At 51.3% G+C, this 20,324-nt stretch carries 16 protein-coding genes; 2 read left to right on the top strand and 14 right to left on the bottom strand.

Annotation, left to right across the window (positions count from 1 at the left end):
* Positions 1-64: 64 nt before the first annotated feature.
* From ACESZP_RS09090 to spoVT, 3 genes are all read right to left on the bottom strand, one after another.
* Positions 65-1,411 (bottom strand): ABC transporter substrate-binding protein, encoded by a 1,347-nt coding sequence (locus tag ACESZP_RS09090; protein ID WP_499708825.1) that lies wholly within the window; start codon positions 1,409-1,411, stop codon positions 65-67.
* Positions 1,412-1,602: 191 nt separating this feature from the next.
* Positions 1,603-1,872, bottom strand: coding sequence for a hypothetical protein (locus tag ACESZP_RS09095; protein WP_349164350.1), 270 nt, complete (start codon positions 1,870-1,872; stop codon positions 1,603-1,605).
* 80 nt (positions 1,873-1,952) lie between these two features.
* Entirely contained in the window at positions 1,953-2,501 is a 549-nt protein-coding gene (gene spoVT / locus ACESZP_RS09100) for a stage V sporulation protein T (RefSeq protein WP_499708826.1), read from the bottom strand.
* 225 nt (positions 2,502-2,726) lie between these two features.
* Between spoVT and ACESZP_RS09105 the strand changes: the two genes are divergently transcribed.
* Entirely contained in the window at positions 2,727-5,252 is a 2,526-nt protein-coding gene (locus ACESZP_RS09105) for an ATP-binding protein (protein ID WP_499708827.1), read from the top strand.
* Positions 5,253-5,320: 68 nt separating this feature from the next.
* On the opposite strand, the gene ACESZP_RS09110 is transcribed toward ACESZP_RS09105, so the two are convergent.
* A complete protein-coding gene (locus ACESZP_RS09110; protein ID WP_499708828.1) occupies positions 5,321-6,292 on the bottom strand; it encodes a 2-hydroxyacid dehydrogenase in 972 nt (323 codons plus the stop codon).
* 201 nt (positions 6,293-6,493) lie between these two features.
* Here ACESZP_RS09110 and ACESZP_RS09115 point away from each other — a divergent pair, with 201 nt between their 5' ends.
* A complete protein-coding gene (locus ACESZP_RS09115; protein WP_440322991.1) occupies positions 6,494-7,681 on the top strand; it encodes an acetate/propionate family kinase in 1,188 nt (395 codons plus the stop codon).
* 81 nt (positions 7,682-7,762) lie between these two features.
* Here ACESZP_RS09115 and ACESZP_RS09120 read toward each other — a convergent pair whose 3' ends face one another.
* The 10 genes from ACESZP_RS09120 to ACESZP_RS09165 form a co-directional block, all read right to left on the bottom strand.
* The gene (locus ACESZP_RS09120) at positions 7,763-9,742 is read right to left on the bottom strand and encodes a glycoside hydrolase family 25 protein (protein ID WP_499708829.1); all 1,980 of its coding nucleotides are present in this window, start codon (positions 9,740-9,742) and stop codon (positions 7,763-7,765) included.
* Positions 9,743-9,878: 136 nt separating this feature from the next.
* A complete protein-coding gene (locus ACESZP_RS09125; RefSeq protein WP_178039315.1) occupies positions 9,879-10,415 on the bottom strand; it encodes a DUF3877 family protein in 537 nt (178 codons plus the stop codon).
* Between the two features lie 7 nt (positions 10,416-10,422).
* Positions 10,423-11,484, bottom strand: a complete 1,062-nt coding sequence (locus ACESZP_RS09130) for a hypothetical protein (protein WP_440322989.1) — start codon at positions 11,482-11,484, stop codon at positions 10,423-10,425.
* A gap of 282 nt (positions 11,485-11,766) precedes the next feature.
* Positions 11,767-12,822, bottom strand: a complete 1,056-nt coding sequence (locus ACESZP_RS09135) for a hypothetical protein (protein ID WP_499708830.1) — start codon at positions 12,820-12,822, stop codon at positions 11,767-11,769.
* Positions 12,819-16,172 carry a transcription-repair coupling factor gene (mfd, locus tag ACESZP_RS09140; protein WP_499708831.1) on the bottom strand — a complete coding sequence of 1,118 codons (3,354 nt, stop codon included), beginning with the start codon at positions 16,170-16,172 and terminating at the stop codon, positions 12,819-12,821. The genes ACESZP_RS09135 and mfd overlap by 4 nt, the downstream gene beginning before the upstream one ends.
* 43 nt (positions 16,173-16,215) lie before the next feature.
* Positions 16,216-16,791 (bottom strand): aminoacyl-tRNA hydrolase, encoded by a 576-nt coding sequence (gene pth / locus ACESZP_RS09145; protein WP_499708832.1) that lies wholly within the window; start codon positions 16,789-16,791, stop codon positions 16,216-16,218.
* A gap of 18 nt (positions 16,792-16,809) precedes the next feature.
* Positions 16,810-17,049 (bottom strand): hypothetical protein, encoded by a 240-nt coding sequence (locus tag ACESZP_RS09150; RefSeq protein WP_499708833.1) that lies wholly within the window; start codon positions 17,047-17,049, stop codon positions 16,810-16,812.
* A 161-nt stretch (positions 17,050-17,210) separates the two neighbouring features.
* Positions 17,211-17,486 carry a septation regulator SpoVG gene (spoVG, locus tag ACESZP_RS09155; protein WP_178039082.1) on the bottom strand — a complete coding sequence of 92 codons (276 nt, stop codon included), beginning with the start codon at positions 17,484-17,486 and terminating at the stop codon, positions 17,211-17,213.
* A gap of 70 nt (positions 17,487-17,556) precedes the next feature.
* Positions 17,557-18,675 (bottom strand): glucose-1-phosphate adenylyltransferase subunit GlgD, encoded by a 1,119-nt coding sequence (gene glgD, locus ACESZP_RS09160; RefSeq protein ID WP_178039081.1) that lies wholly within the window; start codon positions 18,673-18,675, stop codon positions 17,557-17,559.
* Positions 18,675-19,946 (bottom strand): glucose-1-phosphate adenylyltransferase, encoded by a 1,272-nt coding sequence (locus ACESZP_RS09165; protein ID WP_178039080.1) that lies wholly within the window; start codon positions 19,944-19,946, stop codon positions 18,675-18,677. Before ACESZP_RS09165 ends, glgD begins: the two co-directional genes overlap by 1 nt.
* Positions 19,947-20,324 lie beyond the last annotated feature (378 nt).

Below are 20,324 nucleotides of genomic sequence, written 5' to 3' on the forward strand. Positions count from 1 at the left end.
ATTGAGTAGAAAAAGGGCAGGCAAGTATGAACTGCCCGCCCCTAAAAATGGTTTCTTTCTTTTTTTACTGGCCGTTTGCCATCTGGTACTCGGTTGCCCATCCGTCAACGAATGCGGATACAACGCCTGCCCAGTTTTCGTCGGTCTGGTCTGCTGCGTATGCGGTCAGAGCCTGGCCTACGCCGTTCTTCCACTCCTCAGAGGGCATGGTAGTGAAGTTCCAGGATACCGGAGTCTTGCCTTCTGCGGTGTACTCTGCGTCCTGCTTTACAAACAGGTTCTTGGATTCCTGCGCGCCCTTGAACGGAATAACGAAGCCCATCTCATCAGCCATGGTCTTGGTTCCCAGCTCAGAGGTTACACACCAGTTCATGAAGTCCAGAGTTGCCTTAATATCTGCCTCGTCTGCCTGGTTGTTCACACACCAATAATTCTCTGTACCGGTGCAGAGACCCTGATTTGCCTCGTCGCCAGCGCCGATATAAATCGGAATCATAGCCAGGTCGTCATCGGTATAACCGCCGTCGCCTGTCAGGTTCGCGTACTCCCAGGAACCATTCTGGAAGAAGACTGCGTCGCCTGCCAGGAACTCGTTTCTGGAGTCGTCGCCGGTCTTAGCGGAAAGCTCCTTCGGATCGCAGGTGCTGTTGTTGATGTACAGATCCCACATATCGCGGTAGTTGTCCAGGTAGGTTCCCTTGATGGCGTCTGTGCTGCTGATACCATCGGTCTGATACTCAAAGTAAATCGGCAGGTTTGCCAGATGGGTCTTGAATCTCCAGTCAGAGGAGCCGTCCATACCTGCAGAGGTAAATGCCGCAAAGCCAAGCTCAGAGGAGCGTGCCGTGATATCCTCGGCTACCTTTTTCAGATCCGCGAAAGACTGGATATCGTCGATAGTGTAGCCTGCCTTCTCCAGCAGTGTCTTATTTACAATCAGTCCGTAGGACTCGATTACATATGCGATGCCGTATACGGTGTCGTCTTCCTTCAGCGCGTAGTTATCGCTGGTCAGCTGTCCGTAGATATCGGAGCCTGCCAGATCGTAGCAGTAATCCTTCCAGTTCGCCAGACCCACCGGTCCGTTTACCTGGAACAGGGTCGGAGCGCCGCTCTTTCCCATCTCACTCATCAGAGTGGTCTCATAGTTACCGGATGCCGCTGTTACAACGGTTACCGGTACGCCTGTCTCATCGGTATAAGCCTTCGCCAGATCCTGCCACTGCTGATCCTGCTCCGGTTTGAAATTCAGATAGTATACAGAGCCTTCTGCTCCGCTTGCTTCTGTGGTATCTGCCTTAGTGTCTGTAGATGTAGAGGTGTCTCCTCCGTTGGAAGATCCGCCGCAGCCTGCCAGCATGGAAACTGCCAGAGCGCCGCTCAGTGTCAGGGCTAAGAGTTTCTTGTTCATAATGATTTCCTCCCGTTCATGGTGGAATTCCTTGTTGGAATCCGTTTTGGAAACGTTTCATTGGAAACGTTTCCAGTTCTTATGCCTCTATCATAGTCTCTTTCACGAAAAAAAGCAAGAAGTTTTTTCCACTCCTTGCTTTTTTCGTCAGTTTTACAGATTATTAGGTCTACTTTTTGTGCATTTTTTCACTAGATCCACTCACAATCACCGCCGGTGACTGCCAGGCTTAAGAGTCCATCCATTCTTTCTATCTCTTCCTCACCCTCCAGCTTATCGATCAGCTCTGCCGTATCCATCATGTCTTCCATAGATTCGTCCGGCCCGATCTCATAATCGATATCCATCGCGCAGTCCGGGCATGGGATCCGCTGCATGGTCTGCAGGGATAAAAAGCGGTTGCCACATTTTTTACATTCATAGAATCCGCATTCTTTGGTTCCTTCGGGTACGTAATACATACTTTATGCCTCCCATTCTCTATTGTTTCATATTTTAAACAGAAACCGGCATAACGTCAATTATTTTAAACATAAATTGTCTAATTCTCCATCTGCCGCCCCAGAAAATTCGCGGCTGCCTGGGCAAGCTTCCGCTCGGTTTCGCCCATTTTCTGCTTCGGATCCCGGGTAAACAGGAGTACTGCGCCAATGGCGTCGCCCTCTGCGATAATCGGGCAGATCGTTTCGGCTGCCGGTTCCTCCGGATCATCTTCCACAATGCGCACCAGCTTTTTATCGCCCGTCTCTGTCTGCTGATTTTCCCGGGCTTCTATCAGCTTTTCCAGTCCCGGGCTGATGGATTTTCCCAGATAATCCTTTTTCGCGCCGCCCGCCGCCGCGATGACTGCATCACGATCGCAGATGCAGACCATCACGCCCGCCACCTGCCCCAGACTGTCCGCGTACTCCTTCGCGAAGGTCCCAAGCTCGCCGATGGGCGAATATTTCTTCAGAATAATTTCCCCTTCCCGATCCGTAAAAATTTCCAGCGGATCGCCCTCCCGGATACGCAGCGTCCTTCGTATCTCTTTCGGAATTACCACTCTGCCCAGATCGTCTATCCGCCGCACAATTCCCGTTGCTTTCATAATAAGATTTTCCTCCATTGCAAACATTAAGCTTTGGAGTTATTATGTGGAAATCCAGCAAAAATATACAGAAATTTTTATTGCACAACCGCCAAATTTCATTGTCACATTTTGTCAGGCAATGTCTTTCTTTTTCCGGAAAAAGACATTGTTTTTCCTGTAATTTCCTGTTATACTCCATGTAAACACCACCGATACCATTTCCCCGGAAAGGGCTCTTTTTATATGGACAAAAACAGGAAAAAACAATACCTGCTTCTGCTATTCACCGCGATTCTACTGACAGCAGCCGCAGTCATTTTTATTCTGCGGGACTATATGAGCCGTGTGGACAACCGCATTTATCTGACCAGTACCACCAATCTCCGCGAAGTTTACTCTCAGGTGAACAATAAGCTCTCCCAGATTGTAAATGAGCAGTGGGATCTGCTTGCCATGTCTGAAGATTATATCGACAGTAACGCAGATGCTCCTGAGACCATTGTCTCTTTCGTTGACGATTGGAAGCTCTCCTGGAAATTCACTGATTTCTACTTTATAAACACTGCCGGCGAATGGTGTACGCCCGATGGCGCAGCCGGTACCATGTCCTTCGGATCCGCATGGGGCAAGCTTATCAGTAAGCAGGAAAAGGTTATCGTAGATGCGGACACTCAGAATCAAGAATCTTTTATGCTTTTCGCTATTCCGGTCGATACCGGTACCTATAACGGCTTCTCCTATGACGCGCTCGCCGTATCCTACAGCTCGGACGCCCTGAACGCGGCTCTTGGTGTGTCCGCTTTCCGCGGACAGGCAACCTGCTATATTACAGATCTGAGCGGAAATATTATCTTTTCTGATTCTCCCACCAAGCCCATCGGTAAGAATCTGCTGAATTATCTGGCTGACGCGGAATTTTCCCATGCTACCTATCAGAAGGTGCAGGCAGACTGGGCGGCCAACACTTTTGGCCAGTGCAGTTATCTTTTAAATGGAGAAAAATACTATCTTGTATATCAGCCCACCGATTTCTCAGACTGGCTCCTTGTCTCCATGATTCCGGCGGATATCATCGACAGTGATATGCTGATCGTCCAGAAAACCACCACTCTGATGGTGGGCTTCACCTGCGTCGTGATTCTGGCGCTGGCTGTCATTTTCATGTTTATGTCCTATCAGCAGACCATTTCCCAGAAAAATCAGGAGCTCTTCTGGCGCGACATTATGTCCGATATCATGCTTCAGAATCTGGATAATGTCTATATTATGATTGATGTCAGCCAAAGACAGACCGTGTATGTCAGCCCCAATATTGAGCGTGTCTTCGGCATCTCCCACACCAGCGCTCATCCGCTCTTCGCGATTCAGGAGCTGGAGCCTTCCCCGGAAACGTTAGACTTTCCCATCGAAGATCTGATGCAGATGCCAAACGGCGGTTCCCGTGTCATGGAGTGTCAGATTCGGACGCCCGGCGCTTCCGCGCCCTCCCTGTTCCAGAAATCTGTCTTTCACATTCTCGACGGGCAGAATAACCTGCTGATCTTTGAATTTTCCAACCGTACCCATGAACAGGAGATTCGGGCGGATATCGAAGCAGCCCTTCAGGCCGCCAATACTGCCAACCAGATCAAAAGTGCTTTCCTGTCCAATATGTCCCACGACATACGGACGCCCATGAACGCCATTATGGGAATCTCCAGCCTCCTTCTGCACGCCGCCCACGACCCGGCAAAAACGGAAGAATATGCCCGCAAGATTCAGTCTTCCAGCCAGTATATGCTTGGAATCATCAATGATATCCTCGACATGAGCAAAATCGAAAGCGGACAGACCCATCTGCATCCGGAACCCCTCAACCTCTCCGAACAGATTGAGCAGATTGAAATGCTTATCCGTCCTCAGGCAGTCCAGAAGAAGCAGACTTTTTCCATTTATAAGGATGAAATCCTGCATGAGCATATCGAAGGTGATCCTACCAAGCTTCGCCAGATTCTCGTAAATATCCTGAGTAACGCTGTGAAATACACTCCGGAGGGCGGCTCCATCGACTTTCACATCCGCGAGCTTCCCCGCACGCTCCATTCCTATGCCCGTTACCAGTTTACCATAAAGGATAATGGTATCGGTATAGAAGCAGATTTTCTCGAGCATATCTATGAACCCTTTGTACGCGCGGAGGATTCCGTCACCAATAAGGTGTCCGGTACCGGCCTCGGCATGGCGATTACTAAGAGTCTTGTGGATATGATGGGCGGCGCAATTCAGATAGACAGTACCCTCGGCAAGGGAACCTGCTTTGATGTTTTTCTGGAATTTCGGATTAACGAAGAAACGATGGCAGGAAGTAAGCCCGGCGCACCAGATAGTGCCGACGCTTCCGCCCGTCTTGCAGGGATGAAGCTCTTATGTGCCGAAGACAATGCGTTAAATGCGGAAATCCTCAAGTCCATTCTGGAGCTGTGGCATGTCTCCTGCGATATCTATCCAAACGGAAAGGAACTCTGCGACGCCTTCGCTTCTGCCCGTCCCGGCGATTACGATCTGATTCTCATGGATATCCAGATGCCGGTCATGAACGGATACGAGGCTACACGGACCATCCGCAACAGCTCCAATCCTCTTGGGCAGACGATTCCCATCATCGCTATGACAGCCAATGCCTTCGCCGACGACGTACAGCAGAGCCTGGACGCCGGCATGAACGCGCATCTGTCCAAGCCGATTGATATTGATAAATTGTACCAGACACTACAGACTGTGTTTGGCTGATCCAATCATAAAATGACCGGAAGCATTTCTCTGATGAGAATGCATCCGGTCTTTCTATCTTCGAAATCTTATTTGATTTCATTCACCAGGTTGTTGTTATGGAAGAATTCCTTCACATTGTTCAGGGTCGTTTCCGCGATGTTGGAAAGCGCTTCCTCGGTCAGGAATGCCTGATGGGAAGTCAGCAGCACGTTCGGCATGGATACCAGAAGCTGCAAGGTTGCGTCGTCCACGATTTCCCCGGAGCAGTCCTCGAAAAAGTAGTTAGCCTCTTCCTCGTATACGTCCAGGCCTACGGCGCGCAGCTGCTTGTTCCACAGAGCCTCTACCAGGGCTACACTGTCTACCAGGGCGCCGCGGGAAGTGTTGATCAGGATGGCGCTGTCTTTCATGATGGCGAAGCGCTTCTCGTCTACCATGTGATGAGTCTCGTCGGTCAGCGGGCAGTGCAGGGAGATAAAATCGCTCTCACGGAACAGGGTGTCCAGATCCACATAGTCGATGCCCTCCACCGGATACATATCATAGGCAATGACTTTCATGCCGAAGCCGCGGCAGATGTCGATGAACATGCGGCCGATCCGTCCGGTTCCCACAACGCCGACAGTCTTGCCGTACAGGTCTACGCCGGTCAGTCCGTTTAAGCTGAAGTTAAACTCTCGGGTACGGTTGTAAGCCTTATGAGTCTTACGGTTCAGGGTCAGCAGAAGCGCCATGGCATGCTCTGCTACCGCATGGGGAGAATAAGCCGGTACGCGGACTGCCTTCAGGTTGCCCAGGGCTTTCAAATCCAGATTATTATAGCCTGCGCAGCGCATAGCCACCAGCTTCACGCCCAGAGCCTTCAGCTCGTCCAGCACCTCCGCGTCAATGGTATCATTTACAAAGGCACACACCACGTCGCAGCCCTTCGCGGAGTCCACGGTCTGGGCATTGAGCTTATGCTCCATGTAACGGATATCAATTTCTCCATCGCTGTTCCATTTTCTGAAAGCCTCAATTTCATAAGGTTTTGCATCGAAAAACGCCATTTTAATCATAATATTTCCTCCTGTCCAGGCCGCGGGGGAATATTTATTACAAATTTTCCCTCGCCCACTGCTTTTTAATATTGTGTATACATTTGGTTTTTGTTATACTAATAAAATAACAGGTGAATCCTGATTTGACAATACCGGAAATGATATTTTTTTAACAATATTGTGTATTTTTTAACGAACAATTTGGGGTGGAGGAGTTTCATGAGGGTTTTAGTCTGTAACGCAGGGAGTACGTCTCTCAAATTCAAGCTATTCAACATGCCTGAGGAAGAAGTGCTCGCGGAAGGAAAGGTGGAGCGCGTAGGCACGGATACTGCGATTTTCCATTTTTCCAAACCGGATGGGTTCCGCGTTTTTCAGGAGAATCTTCATGTTCCAACTTATACGGAAGGAATTCAGCTCTTTCTCGATCGGATTCTCGATAAAGAGAACGGTGTTTTATCGGATCTGTCCGAGCTCACGCGCGTGGGCTTCAAGACAGTTCTCTCCAAAGACCATTACGGTATCCATGAGCTGACCCCGGAAGTTCTTCAGGGCATGGAGGACTACATGGTGGTAGCGCCGGCCCACAATAAACCTTATCTGGAGGCTATCCTCCAGTTTCAGAAGCTGACACCCGACGCTATGCTGGTGGGTGCTTTTGAGACAGCTTTCCATCAGACTATCCCGCTGGAACGACGTATCTATGGCATTCCCTGGGAGTGGTATGAAGAATATGGCATCCAGCGCCTGGGATATCACGGCGCTTCCCATAGCTATGTGGCTGAGACGCTTACCGATATGTATGGCTCCACCGGCAAGGCTATCTCCTGTCACCTGGGCGGCAGCGGTTCGCTGTGTGCCATCGACGACGGCAAGAGCGTTGATACCAGCTTCGGTATCTCCCTGCAGGTGGGCGTAATTCAGTCCAACCGCTGCGGCGACATCGACCCATTTATCGTTCCGTTCCTGCAGAAGAAAGGGCTTTCTCTGGACCAGGTTCTGGATGGCCTGACGAAGCGTGGAGGACTCCTTGGTATCTCCGGCGTCAGCAATGACCTGAGAGACGTCCAGGAAGCTGCCGACGCCGGAAATGAGCGCGCCCGGCTCGCCATTGACGTCTTCTGCAACGGCATCGTCCGTCATATCGGCGCGTACTACGCGGAGCTTGGTGGTCTCGACCATCTGGTCTTCACCGGCGGCATCGGAGAACACGGTACCCGCATCCGCGAAGCAGTCTGTCATCAGTTAAAGCATATGGGTATCTTGCTGGATGATGAAAAAAATCAGAGCTGCACCGGAGCGAATACTGTGATTTCCCGTACAGATTCCCCGGTCACCATACACGTTATCCCAGCCAATGAAGAGCTGGGGGTAGCAAGAAAAACATTCGCCTATCTCAGGGCCTAATACGGTCCGTTTACATTCCCCTCGAAAGGGCCCCGTCCACTGGACGGGGCCCTTTCCCTTTTATTCATTATATCTCTGTATTTAGATGGAACTGATATTCATATCCACATTACCCGGTACGCCGTCTACGGAGCCCTTGGAGGTGTTCTGCCAGATATCGTAGCGTCCGCCGTAGCCGCACTTGTCTGCGTAGTGCGCTACCCAGATGCGGTAGCTGCCGAACTTGGATACATCCAGGTGAGAAGAGAACCAGCTCTTGCTTGCATATACCATCGGTCTGTAACCGGAGTTGGCTACGGTGTTGCAGAATGCCACGGTAATCTTGGTTCTGTCGGCCTTGGAAAGTCCGTCCGCACGGCCACGTCCGCCTGCCGCGTACTCGCTGTCGATGGCAATCGGCATATTGATGCCGTACTGATTTGCCAGCTTCACGGCCATACTTGCTTCCTCTACGGCCTCAGCCTCAGTGATAGCCTGGCTGAAGAAATAGATACCTACGCGCAGGCCTGCTGCCTTGGCGCCGGAGATATGGGACGCAAACTTCGGATCCTGTACCAGGACACCGGATCCATAGCCACGATAGCCACAGCGGATAATCGCGAAGTTGATGCCAGCGTTCTTTACCTTCTGCCAGTTGATGCTGCTCTGGTACTTGGATACGTCGATTCCGATGGTGCCGGAGCGGACGCCCTCACTGCTGAAGGTGTACTGGATACCCTGGATAACCTGGGTTCCGGTAACTTTATTACCATTCTTATCAAAATAGTAGGTTGCGCCGTCGATGGTCTGCCAGCCGGTATATTTCACACCGTTTGTTCCGTCCTCATAGACCGGAGCGCTGCTGGTATCATAGACCGGAGCGCTGCTGGTATCGTAGACAATCTTGTCTGTGGGCGCTGCTTTCAGGAACATCAGGCCGCGGACTACGACGCCTGCGGTCGGCGCTTCTATCTTCTGAGTCTCTGTGCTGCCCTCGCTGCCATTGTTATTACCGGTGTTCTCGCCGGAATTACCACTGTCGCCGGGATCCGGGGTGGTCGGCTTCTCTGTGAGCTGCGCGCCGCAACGGGTGCATTTTCCATCTGCATCCGGCTCTGTGTGGCCCAGCGCGTCGATCTCGCCCTCTTCCTTCACATCACCATCTGCCTTGCAAACCAGACGATAAGTACCCTTCTCGGTACAGGTCGGTTCTTTGGTAACTTCTTTTTCATATGTATGCGTATGCGCCGGAGTCATATCCGCGCCACAGCGATCACACCTATTATCGTTATTGTTGTCCACATGATCAGACGCCGGCTCTGAGATAATCTTCGCGTACATGGGTGTACCGTACTTATCCAGCTTCTGCTTGGAATATACCGGCTGTCCCCACTGATCTACCTTCTGCTTCGGCTCCGTCTTGGTGGAAGCCACGTATTCTACCGTATCCTTCAGGGTCTGGGCAGTACCTGCGCTGTCATTGCCGGAAGTATTGGTATCCTCTTTTGCCACATTGATCTGGCTCTCACTCTTGATCTCCGCGCTGACATCCACGGCCTTATACTCGATATTGGCCTTAACGTCGGCTGTAATATCAGCCGGTGCCGCGTAACCTCCGGACGCCTTCATGGAAATCTTGCATTTTCCGGGAGTCATGGACTTCACGTAAATGATGCCGTCCTTATCCTTATCTGTATAGCTCTCTGTCTTATTTTCAGAATCCTTGACTGTCACCTCAAACGCAGTTCCGGCAATAACCTTTCCGGTCGCCTTGTTGACAATCTGTACCTTCAGATCCTTGTCAAGAGAGGTCGCCTTCAGCACGACCTGGATCTCCTTTGCGGATACCTTCGCCTTCTCGGTGTTATCTCCATCCAGACGGGTCAGCTCCGCCACATAGGACTTGTTCATGGAAAGTCCTATGACGCTGGCCTCTGCCACTTCTTCGCCGGAATCCTCCTGTAAATCTGTAACGGTCGGAATCATATCCTCAGTTACCTGACTTCTGGAGCTGCAGCCGCTAAGCAGCGACACAGTCAGAACTGCAGAGAGCAGTAATGCCCCCACTCGTTTCGCTTTCATAATGCCTCCTCATTCGTCTATGGCCCATTTCCCGGGCTATATTTCTGCTGCCCTCGACTGGCAGTCATTGTCTTCTATAATATAACACCTCTATCTGCGGTTTTCAACCGCCGCAGCTGAAATTTTTACAAAATTATTACAACAATTTCTGGTAATCCTCTTTCAGAAAGCGATGGTAAATGAGATGGCCCATCTCTTCTTTTACGCAGTAATAATACTCGTCTATGGACGGATCTTCAAAATGCAGGGCCTCGTCGAAATCAGAGCCCTCCGGCATCTCCTCGCAGATATAAGCTCCAAACTGTCCGAAGACCTTCTTCACATCCTCCACACTCTTGTCGTGGGGATTGGAAAACAGGTCGATAATGGCCTTTAAGAATGCCACATCACCCATATGCTCATGCACATAGCGAGCTCCCGCCGGCGGTACACTGACCTCGATACGTCCTGCACTTACCCGGAAGCTCATAGCCCCCAGCACGCCCGTTCCATCCGCAAATAAATCCGTAAGTTCCGCTACCATTTCCTTCGCTGTCTCACAATTTGTTCCCAGTAAAAGATTCAAGGAGGCCACGGGGTAGTAAAGCCTCATGGTCTCCTCTTCAAACCCAAGCTTCAGCTGGGCCTCTTTCATCTGGTCAATGAGATTCTGTTCCAGTCTCTCTTTTCCCATAATGATTTTATTCCTCCGTACTTCCGGTGTTCAGTGTATAAATCCGATCAAAGGTCAGCTCTGCCAGTACGTCATCCTTGATATCAAAAGAATGCTGTTCTTCCAGATCCGCGCATTTTTCCTGATACAGGGTATTCTTACGCTCGGTTACGATGGAATCTTTCTTATTGGCGGTCGCTTCCTCATCAAAGGTGCTGACCATCTGTACCGCATAATATCCGGTATCTGTCTCGATAATCGGAGCCAGTTCGCCGTCCTTCAGCGCGTCTGCCGCTGTACGAACCTCTTCTGCCGGTGTGGTACTGTCCGCGCCGTAAGTGGTCTCGCTGGCTGAAAGCTGGGAATTCTCATCGCGATTCTCATTAGCTGCGTCTACTGCTGCCTTCAGATCTCCACTCTCTGCTGCCGCGTCCAGAATGTCCTGAAGCTCCTGCTTCTTTGCGGCCTTCTCCTCATCAGTCAGGTCAACCGTATTGCCATCCTCATCCGTCTCAGTACCTGCAGTAGACATGTATACATAGACAATGCGCTTCTGAGCCGCTTCCTCATCGGAAACCTCAGTATCCACATCTTCGGTCAGCGGCGCGTACATCTTCTCCTGGATAGTCATCAGGGTCAGCACATGCTCCACATCCGCCTCGGTTACGCCCAGGGTCTTCTGCACGCCTGCGGAATTATCCTTCATGAACTGGGCAGCCGCATCGGAAATAGCGGTCTTCTCGTCGTCTGTCAGCTCTACGCCGTAATTTGCCGCCTCTGCTTCCAGTACATACATCTGGTTAAACTGCTCCATCAGGCTCTGCTTCGCTGTCTCGCCGTATACGGTTCCGGTACCGGACAGATCCTGTCCATACACATTGGTCATGCCAAGCATGGCCCCGTAGTAGGATTCCATCTGCGCCTGCTGATAACGAAGCAGAAAGCTTACCTCTGCCAGCGGCACATTGGTCGTCTCATCCATCACTGCCACAGTCTGCGTACCGTCCAGTGTATTGCCTTTTCCACATCCTGTCAGTGAGCCTGCAAGCATCAGACCTGCTGCCAGAACTGCGATTCCTTTTTTCATCATTTCCGTAAATCCTTTCCTGCCCGCTTCTTCTCTGAAAAACGGAGTATTCTAAAACTACTGTCCACTTATATCATTCCGCCAGGTGTTTCCGTACAAAATGTGCGAAAATCCCGAGCTCTTCAGCGCGAAATCGCATAAGATGCGATTTCTGTACATCGCAAGCGTATTACTGTGAAGAAAGGGAACAGTAACATTCTGGGTTTATTATAGACGCTTTTTCCGCTGTGGGCAAGGCTTTCTTGCGTTTCCTGCGAGATTTCACGCTCTTTTCACAGCTGCGTATCATTCGTGGCTTCCGTCTCCGCCAATCTCGGTGATCAAGCCGTCGATTTGCACCGTCTCCCAGACATTTTCATCCACTTTTAGCGGCGTTTCCTTCGCCCAGGAATCTTCCAGATTCTGTAAATATTCCTGCTTTGCGGATTCTTTCAGTTCCTCCAGCCGATCCGACGTGGCGTCCGCATCCAGATCTGAAACATGCTGCACCACATACCAGCCCTCGTCGGTGGCAATCACACCGGACACGCCGCCCACCGGCAGCTCCCGGGCCTTCCCCGCCACATCCGGGTGGGCTCCTCCGTCAGTGTCCTCATTAAAATACACGTCGATAACCGTGTGGGGAAATTGTTCGCCTGCAGCGGAAATATCGCCCAAATCCGCCGCCAGCGCTGCGAAGTCATCCGCCTCCTGCTGAATTTTGGCTAACTCCTCCTCTGTAAATGGCGTGAAATTACCCTCCACATCATAAAGTCCCGTATTAGAAAACAGCGCGTAGGTCAATCTGCCCACCTGTGCCTCTTCTTCGCTTATCTCCGGCTCATAATCCGCCCGGATGGCTTCCGCCACCTTTCCGGCCAGCTCATTCCGGGCAAGATAACGCTCCACGCTTTCCCGATCCGCGCCTGCCGCCTCCAGCACCGCCTTTGTATTATTTTCCATAAAATTCTGTGCCCGGCGGGCGATCTCCTCCTGCTCCCCGTCGGTCAGGCTCACGCCGTATTCTCCCGCGTGGGCGCAGAGCAGATGGAGCTCCGTCAGGGTATCCAGCACGCTGCTTTTCAAAAGCTCCTCCAGGGTCTGACCACTGTCGTCCGCCTCCTGCTGCCACATAGTTTCCCCGAAGCTTTCATAGTAGACATATTCCCACTGCTCCTGCAGCATCCTGGTATAGAACAGGGCTTCCTCCAGGTAAATAGGTTCGTCGCCCAGAGTGGCCAGGGTGGTTCCGCTCTCCTGCTCAAGGACCCGGGGGACTCCCGCCTCCTTTTTACCGCACCCGGCCAGAGCCACAGCTGCCAGCATCATAAGGATTCCCAGCTTCTTTAACCTTTTTCTCATGTACGCTCCTCCAGCAAATCCTGCATTTTGTCGAGGATGCTCTCCGCCAGCTTCAGGGGATCCGCCTCCTCGCCGCGGCTGTTCTTCTGACGGCGGTAGCAGAACGCCGGTTTCTCTCCCTTGATGAATTTCATCCGTCCGTTGAAGCGGGCGAGAAATTCCGGGAAAGCCGCCGGATTCAGCTTTGCCTTTTCATACAGAGCCAGCCGTATCTCATCAGGTTTCTCAACTATCTCCTTAACATATACGTTGTGAGCCCTGATTTTCAGACAGGCTACGGCAAGAAGATTCTGTACGGCCTTCGGAAGATCGCCGAAACGGTCCAGGAGCTCATCCTGCATGTCTTCACTCTCTTCGAAGGTCTCGATACCGGCGATACGCTTGTAGATATCCAGCTTCTGGCTTTCGCTGCGAATATAGGTGGTTGGGATATAGGCGTCGATATCCATATCCACCAGAGTCTGGAATTCGTCCTCCTCCCAACTGAGACCCTTTTCCCGCCTGACGGCCTCGTTCAGCATCTTACAATACAGATCGTAGCCGACAGCCTCCATATGGCCATGCTGCTGCTCACCCAGAAGATTACCCGCACCCCGGATCTCCAGATCCCGCATGGCGATTTTGAAGCCGCTGCCCAGCTCGGTAAATTCCCGGATGGCGCCCAGACGTTTCTCCGCCACTTCTTTGAGCATCTTATCCCGCTTATACATCAGGAAAGCATAGGATGTACGATTGGAACGGCCAACGCGGCCACGGAGCTGATAGAGCTGGGACAGACCCAGATTATCCGCATCGTGGATAATCATGGTGTTGGCGTTGGAGATATCCAGCCCGGTCTCAATGATGGTGGTGGACACCAGTACGTCGATTTCCCCACTGATGAAATCAAACATGATACGCTCCAGCTCGTGCTCTTTCATCTGGCCGTGGGCAAAGGCCACGGTGGCCTCCGGTACCAGCTCGGCCACCTGGGCCGCCACCTCGGCAATGTTATTTACACGATTGTATACATAATATACCTGGCCGCCCCGGGACAGCTCCCGGCTGATGGCAGCCCGAACCATTTCACTGTCATATTCCATCACATAGGTCTGGATGGGCAGACGATCCTGGGGCGCTTCCTCCAGCACGCTCATGTCCCGGATGCCGATGAGACTCATGTGCAGGGTACGCGGAATCGGCGTGGCGGTCAGGGTCAGGACGTCCACATTTTCCTTCAGCTTCTTGATTTTTTCTTTGTGGGCCACGCCGAAGCGCTGCTCCTCGTCGATAATCAGAAGTCCCAGATCCTTGAATTCCACGTCGGCGGACAGCACCCGATGGGTGCCGATGACGATATCCACCAGACCCTTTTTCAGGTCGGCAATGGATTTCTTAATCTCGCCCGGCGTCCGGAATCGGGACAACAGATCGATGCGCACCGGGAAATCCTTCATTCGCTGGATGAAGGTATTATAATGCTGCTGGGCCAATATTGTGGTCGGCACCAGATAAACCACCTGCTTATTCTCCTGCACGGCCTTGAAGGCGGCACGGATGGCGATCTCGGTTTTGCCGTAACCCACGTCGCCGCAGATCAGGCGATCCATAATTTTCGTGCTTTCCATATCCCGCTTGGTGGCTTCGATGGCCTGCTGCTGATCCTCGGTCTCCTCAAAGGGAAACAGCTCTTCAAACTCGGTCTGCCAGACTGTATCCGGGCCGTAGACAAAGCCCTGCTTCTCCTGACGGGCCGCGTAGAGCAGCACCAGATCGCGGGCCACCTCCTGTACGGCTCCCCGGACCTTCGACTTGGTGCGGGTCCACTCGCTGCCGCCCAGACGGTTCAGCTTGGGTTTTTTGGCGTCGGATCCGGCGTATTTCTGAATCATTTCCAGCTGGGTTGCCAGAATATAGAGGTTGCCGCCCTTTGCATACTCGATTTTGATATAATCCTTCATAACCTTATCGACTTCTACCTTCTCAATGCCGCGGTAGATGCCGAGGCCGTGGTTTTCATGCACCACGTAATCGCCGGGTTTGATATCGGAGAAGCTCTGGATCTTCTGGCCCTCGTAGGTCTTCTGCTTTTTCCGTTTCTTCTTTTCCCGGCCAAAGATATCGGTCTCGGAGAGTACGGCAAAACGGAGCATGGGGTATTCGTAGCCTCTGTGAAGGCTGCCATGCACCACCATAATCTCTGATGGCTGTACAACGCGATCCGGATCTTCACTGTAAAAACTGTTCAGCTCCTCATCCTGAAGATCCGCAGCCAGCCGTTTGGCCCGGGTTCCGGACGCGCACATGAGGATAATGGAATATTTTTCCTTTTTCCACCGTTTCAGATCTTTAACCAAAGTCGGGAAGCTGCTGTTGTAGGGATTGATGGAGCGAGCGTCGATCTGATAGCGGCCTGTCTGCTCCCATTCCGGTGCTTTCTGCTCCAGCAGGCTTAAGGCCACACAGTTTCTGCGGTTCAGGCGGACGGTGATCTCTTCGCTGCTGTACAGAAGCCGCGCCTCCTCCGGCAATGCTTCACCTTTAGCCGCGCGGTTGGCCATGCTTTCTTCAAATTCCTTTTCCACCGACTGACCCTTTTCCAGAATCCGGGTAGGCTCATCCAGAAAAATCAGGGATTTCCCGGGTGCAAAATAATCCAGAAAGCTAACCGTCTCCTCCTTTTCATGGGGGATCGGTTCCGCCGCCGGATAAATGGTGATTTCTTCCAGATTTTCCATGGAGCGCTGGCTTTCCACATCGAAGCTTCGGATGGAATCTACCTCGTCGTCCCAGAACTCGATGCGCCAGGGAGCGTCCTCCGTCAACGCAAAGATGTCCACGATGCCGCCGCGCACCGCGAACTGGCCCGGCGCTTCCACCTGAATCTCCCGCTCGTAGCCCAGGCGGCCCAGCTTTTCCGCCAGGGCGTCGATCTGGACAATGCTGTCCTGGCCGATACATAAAATCGAATCTTCCACTTTTTTCAGAGGACGCAGACGATCCATCAGACCGTCAAAAGTAGTGATAACCGTCACTTCCTCCTGGGTCAATAAAGCCTGTAAGGCCCGGACTCTCTGCTGCACCAGCAGATTGCCCTGCATATCCGCATGAAAAAAGAGGAAATCCTTTGCCTGATAGAGCACGGCCTTCCGGTCAAAGTACCGGCAATCCTCATAGATTTCCTTTGCTTTCTGCTCGCTGTATGTGACGATCAGCCTCTGGGAATAGCCCTGCCACAGGGCGCAGGCTGCGTGTACCTTCTGGGAATCTACGCAGCCGGAGAGCCAGAGGACTCCCTTGTTTTTTTTCAGCTTTTCGGCTATCTGGTCGTACGCGCCGAGCTGCCAAAAGGGCTTGATGAATGCTTGCATGCCGCACCTCTGTTTTTGTTTCGCTGTTTCTCTCTGTTATGATCTATTCGTGTTTTTTCTTATTATACAGGTTCATGGCCTCATCGGCGCGATCCTGTACCATCAGTTCTACGGCGTCCGCAGCCTGGACAATGGCTTCCTCGACTTTTTTGCGGTCTTCTGCTGCGAAATGACCCAGGACGTAGGCAGCCAGGTCGTAGTCTTTCGGCTTTTCGCCCACGCCCACGCGAATACGCTGAAATTCCTGGGTGCCCAGGTGAGCGATAATATCCTTGATGCCGTTATGGCCACCGGCGCTGCCTTTTTTGCGGACGCGGATGTAACCGGGCTCCAGGGCAATGTCGTCGTAGATGACAATGACTTCAGTGGCGGGATCCAGTTTGTAGAAGTTCACAGCTTCGCCGATGCTGTTGCCGCTCAGGTTCATGTAGGTCTGGGGCTTCAGAAGCAGGACCTTCTGGCCCTCGATGACGCCGGTGCCGCAGATGGCCTGGAATTTTTTGGTGTTCATCGTGATGTGGTAGCGGTCGGCGAGATACGTGATCGTGTCAAAGCCGATGTTGTGGCGGGTGTGATCGTACTGCTGGGTGGGGTTGCCAAGGCCGGCGATGATGTACATGGTGGGGTTCTCCTTTTTCTATGACGGACGCTCTGTGGGGTTCGGAAATCGTGTGTTCGGACGCTTCGCGGACAGCGTGCGTCTGGATCGGACAGGCTCTGCCTGTCCGCCCCCAGGCGCACACAGTCCGGGAAGAGCCGGACACCCTGATTTTCCGAACCCCACAGAGCTGGTTATGTGAACTACCGGGGAAGCACCGCGGCCTGTGGCCGCGAGTGCTTCCGGGTTGTTTAGGTCGATGGGGTCTTTTCCTATCATACAGGAGTTTTGCGACGTTGGCAAGGGGCGAGGCGGCAAATGCCGCCCGCCCCCGGCCAATCGCAGCTCTCCATCCCGCCTCGCGTCCGTCCCCAACATAAAAGGCGCCGCCCCTTCCGGACGACGCCTTCCCCCCTACATTATATCGTTCTCTTTATCACCTAAGCTTCTTCTTCCGCCTCTACCAGCGCAGCCTCATACTTATCCAGAATGATCCCCTGAATATGATCTCTGGTCCCGGAATTGATGGGATGTGCAATATCCCGATACTCTCCGTCTGACGCTTTTCTGCTCGGCATCGCGATAAACAGTCCTTTTTCGCCCTCGATAACCTTGATATCATGAACCACAAATTCATCATCAATGGTGATCGAAACGACGGCCTTCATCTTACCTTCTTTTGACACCTTCCGTACGCGTACATCTGTAATCTGCATACTTCCTGCCCCTTTCTTCTGCCCTTTTCAGGTCAGTTTGTCTTATCAGTGCTTTGTGGGCCGTCCGTCGTTACAGCACGTAACGCTCATTTTTCTCGACGACTATCTTAACCCCATGCTCTCCTACGTAACGGGAGTTAGCACGAATTGTATCGCGGCTTTCAACGATGCAGTTCTCTATGTAAGTATTATCGCCGATATACACTTCGTTGAGAATAATGGAGTTCTTAATCACACAGTTATTCCCCACGAACACTTTCTTAAATAAAATGGAATTTTCTACAGCTCCGTTGATGATACATCCGCTGGATACCAGGGAGTTCTTCACGTCTGCCCCCGGATTATACTTGGCCGGAGGAAGATCCAGCACCTTGGAGTATACATCCGGATAGGTCTTGAAGAAGTATTTGCGGACATCCGCTTTCAGGAAGTCCATGTTGGTCTCGTAGTAGGACTCTACGGACGCGATGTTGCTCCAGTAGTCTGTGGTGCGGTATGCAAATATTCTCTTCAGGTTCTTATAACGAATCAGGATGTCACGTACGAAATCGTAGCGATCTTCCTGGGCACATTTCTCTATGAGTTCGATCAGCTGTCTTCTGCGGATGACATAGATACCGCAGGAAATGGTGCTTTCCTGGGTCTCCACCGGCTTCTCCTCGAATTCGGTAATCCGGCCTTCTTCATCGGTCTTCAGCACGCCGAAGCGAGATACGTCGGTGTCTGCCGGCATGTCCTTGCAGACTACAGTGATGTCCGCTTTCTTCTCAATGTGGTATTCCAGTACCTTATTGTAGTCCATCTTGTAAACTGCGTCTCCGGACGCGATGACTACGTACGGCTCATGGCTCTTCTTGAGCCAGTCCAGATTCTGGTAGATAGAATCCGCGGTTCCACGGTACCAGGAGCTGTTGTCCGCGGTGATGGTCGGTGTGAAGATATACAGGCCGCCCTGCTTTCTTCCGAAATCCCACCACTTGGAGGAGTTCAGGTGCTCGTTCAGGGAGCGCGCGTTATACTGAGTCAGTACCGCGACTCTCTGGATATGAGAGTTAGACATATTGCTGAGTGCGAAGTCGATACCGCGATAGCTTCCTGCCACGGGCATAGCCGCTACTGCACGCTTGTTGGATAACTCTCTCATTCTGTGATTATTGCCGCCTGCAAGTACAATTCCTATCGCTCTCATTACCGTTCACCTACCTTTATCAATGTCTCGCCGCTTGCCAGTACGCCTTCGTTGTAATCATCCGGCGTGGTATCTCCTGCGATAGCGGTATTCTTTCCTATCTTTACATTCGGCGGTATGTAGGAATTCTCGCCAATGGTGACCAGTCCGAAGGAATAGATCTTCGGCTGTACCTTGTTCGGAACTTCTTCACCGATTCCCATCACTACGCCGTCGGAGATCTCGACTTCCTCCGCGATAATAGCCTTGTCAATGGTACAGTTTTCACCGATAGTTGTATTCTTCATAATAATGGAGTCGCGCACCACGGTTCCCTTTCCAATGGTAACGCCTGCGCCGATCACGGAATTGTATACATCTCCGTAAATCTCGGCTCCTCCGGTAATCAGGCTCTTTTCGATCTTCGATTCCGCGGATACATACTGGGGCGGCACTGCATCGCTCTTGGTATAAATCTTCCAGAATTCTTCATAGAGGTTAAACTCCGGAATGATATCAATGAGCTCCATATTGGCTTCCCAATAGGATCCTAAGGTTCCTACATCCTTCCAGTATCCGTTGAATTCAAACGCAAACAGACGGTTTCCATTGTCGTGGCAATACGGAATGATATGTTTTCCGAAGTCACAGTTTGGCTGGCTGGAAAGCTGAATCAGCGCGTTCCGTAAAATCGGCCAGCTGAAAATATAGATACCCATGGATGCCAGATTGCTTCTGGGATGCTCGGGTTTCTCTTCAAACTCTGTGATCTGGTTATTGTCATCGGTGATCATGATGCCGAAACGACTGGCTTCCTCCATGGGTACCGGCATAACCGCGATGGTTACATCGGCATTATTCTCCTTGTGGAAATCCAACATTACTTCATAATCCATTTTATAGATGTGATCTCCGGAAAGGATCAGCACATAATCCGGATTATATGTATCAATGTAATCCAGATTCTGGTAAATCGCATTCGCTGTTCCGGTATACCATTCGCTGTTTGTACTCTTTTCATATGGCGGGAGTACGGTTACGCCGCCCACATTGCGATCCAAATCCCACGGCATTCCAATTCCGATATGGGTGTTCAGACGCAACGGCTGATACTGCGTCAGAACTCCGACCGTATCTACACCTGAATTAATGCAATTGCTCAACGGGAAATCAATTATTCTGTACTTTCCGCCGAAAGATACAGCGGGCTTCGCTACTTTCGCAGTTAAAACCCCGAGACGGCTTCCCTGACCGCCAGCCAGCAGCATGGCTATCATTTCTTTCTTAATCACCTAATCACCTCTTGCCCAAATTTTTCCTTCATGTCCCATCATTCTGCCCAAACAGTGACAAAATTCCCTCCCAGTCTGTCACTGGTTTCTAACATATTATACCATACCATTTGTAAATAGTGAACATGAAATTGGAAAATTTTGATTTTATTTTAAACATTTTGCGACAGCTTTTTTAGAATTTCTTTGACATATTATCTATAATGTATTAAAATCCTGTTAATTTCTTGTTTATTATTCATATTAAAACGCTATGATAACATTATTTTCCCTTTCTTTTCATAAAATGAGGGTATGATTTTCCTCTTATTTCCAATTCTCAGTTATGCAGATCATACAAAGACAATTCCGGCAAGCCCAATCTTGCCAACTTTCCGC

Origin of the sequence: Candidatus Dorea massiliensis AP6 (genome assembly GCF_964245105.1) — a bacterium.
Classification (GTDB): Bacteria; Bacillota; Clostridia; order Lachnospirales; family Lachnospiraceae; genus Laedolimicola; species Laedolimicola intestinihominis.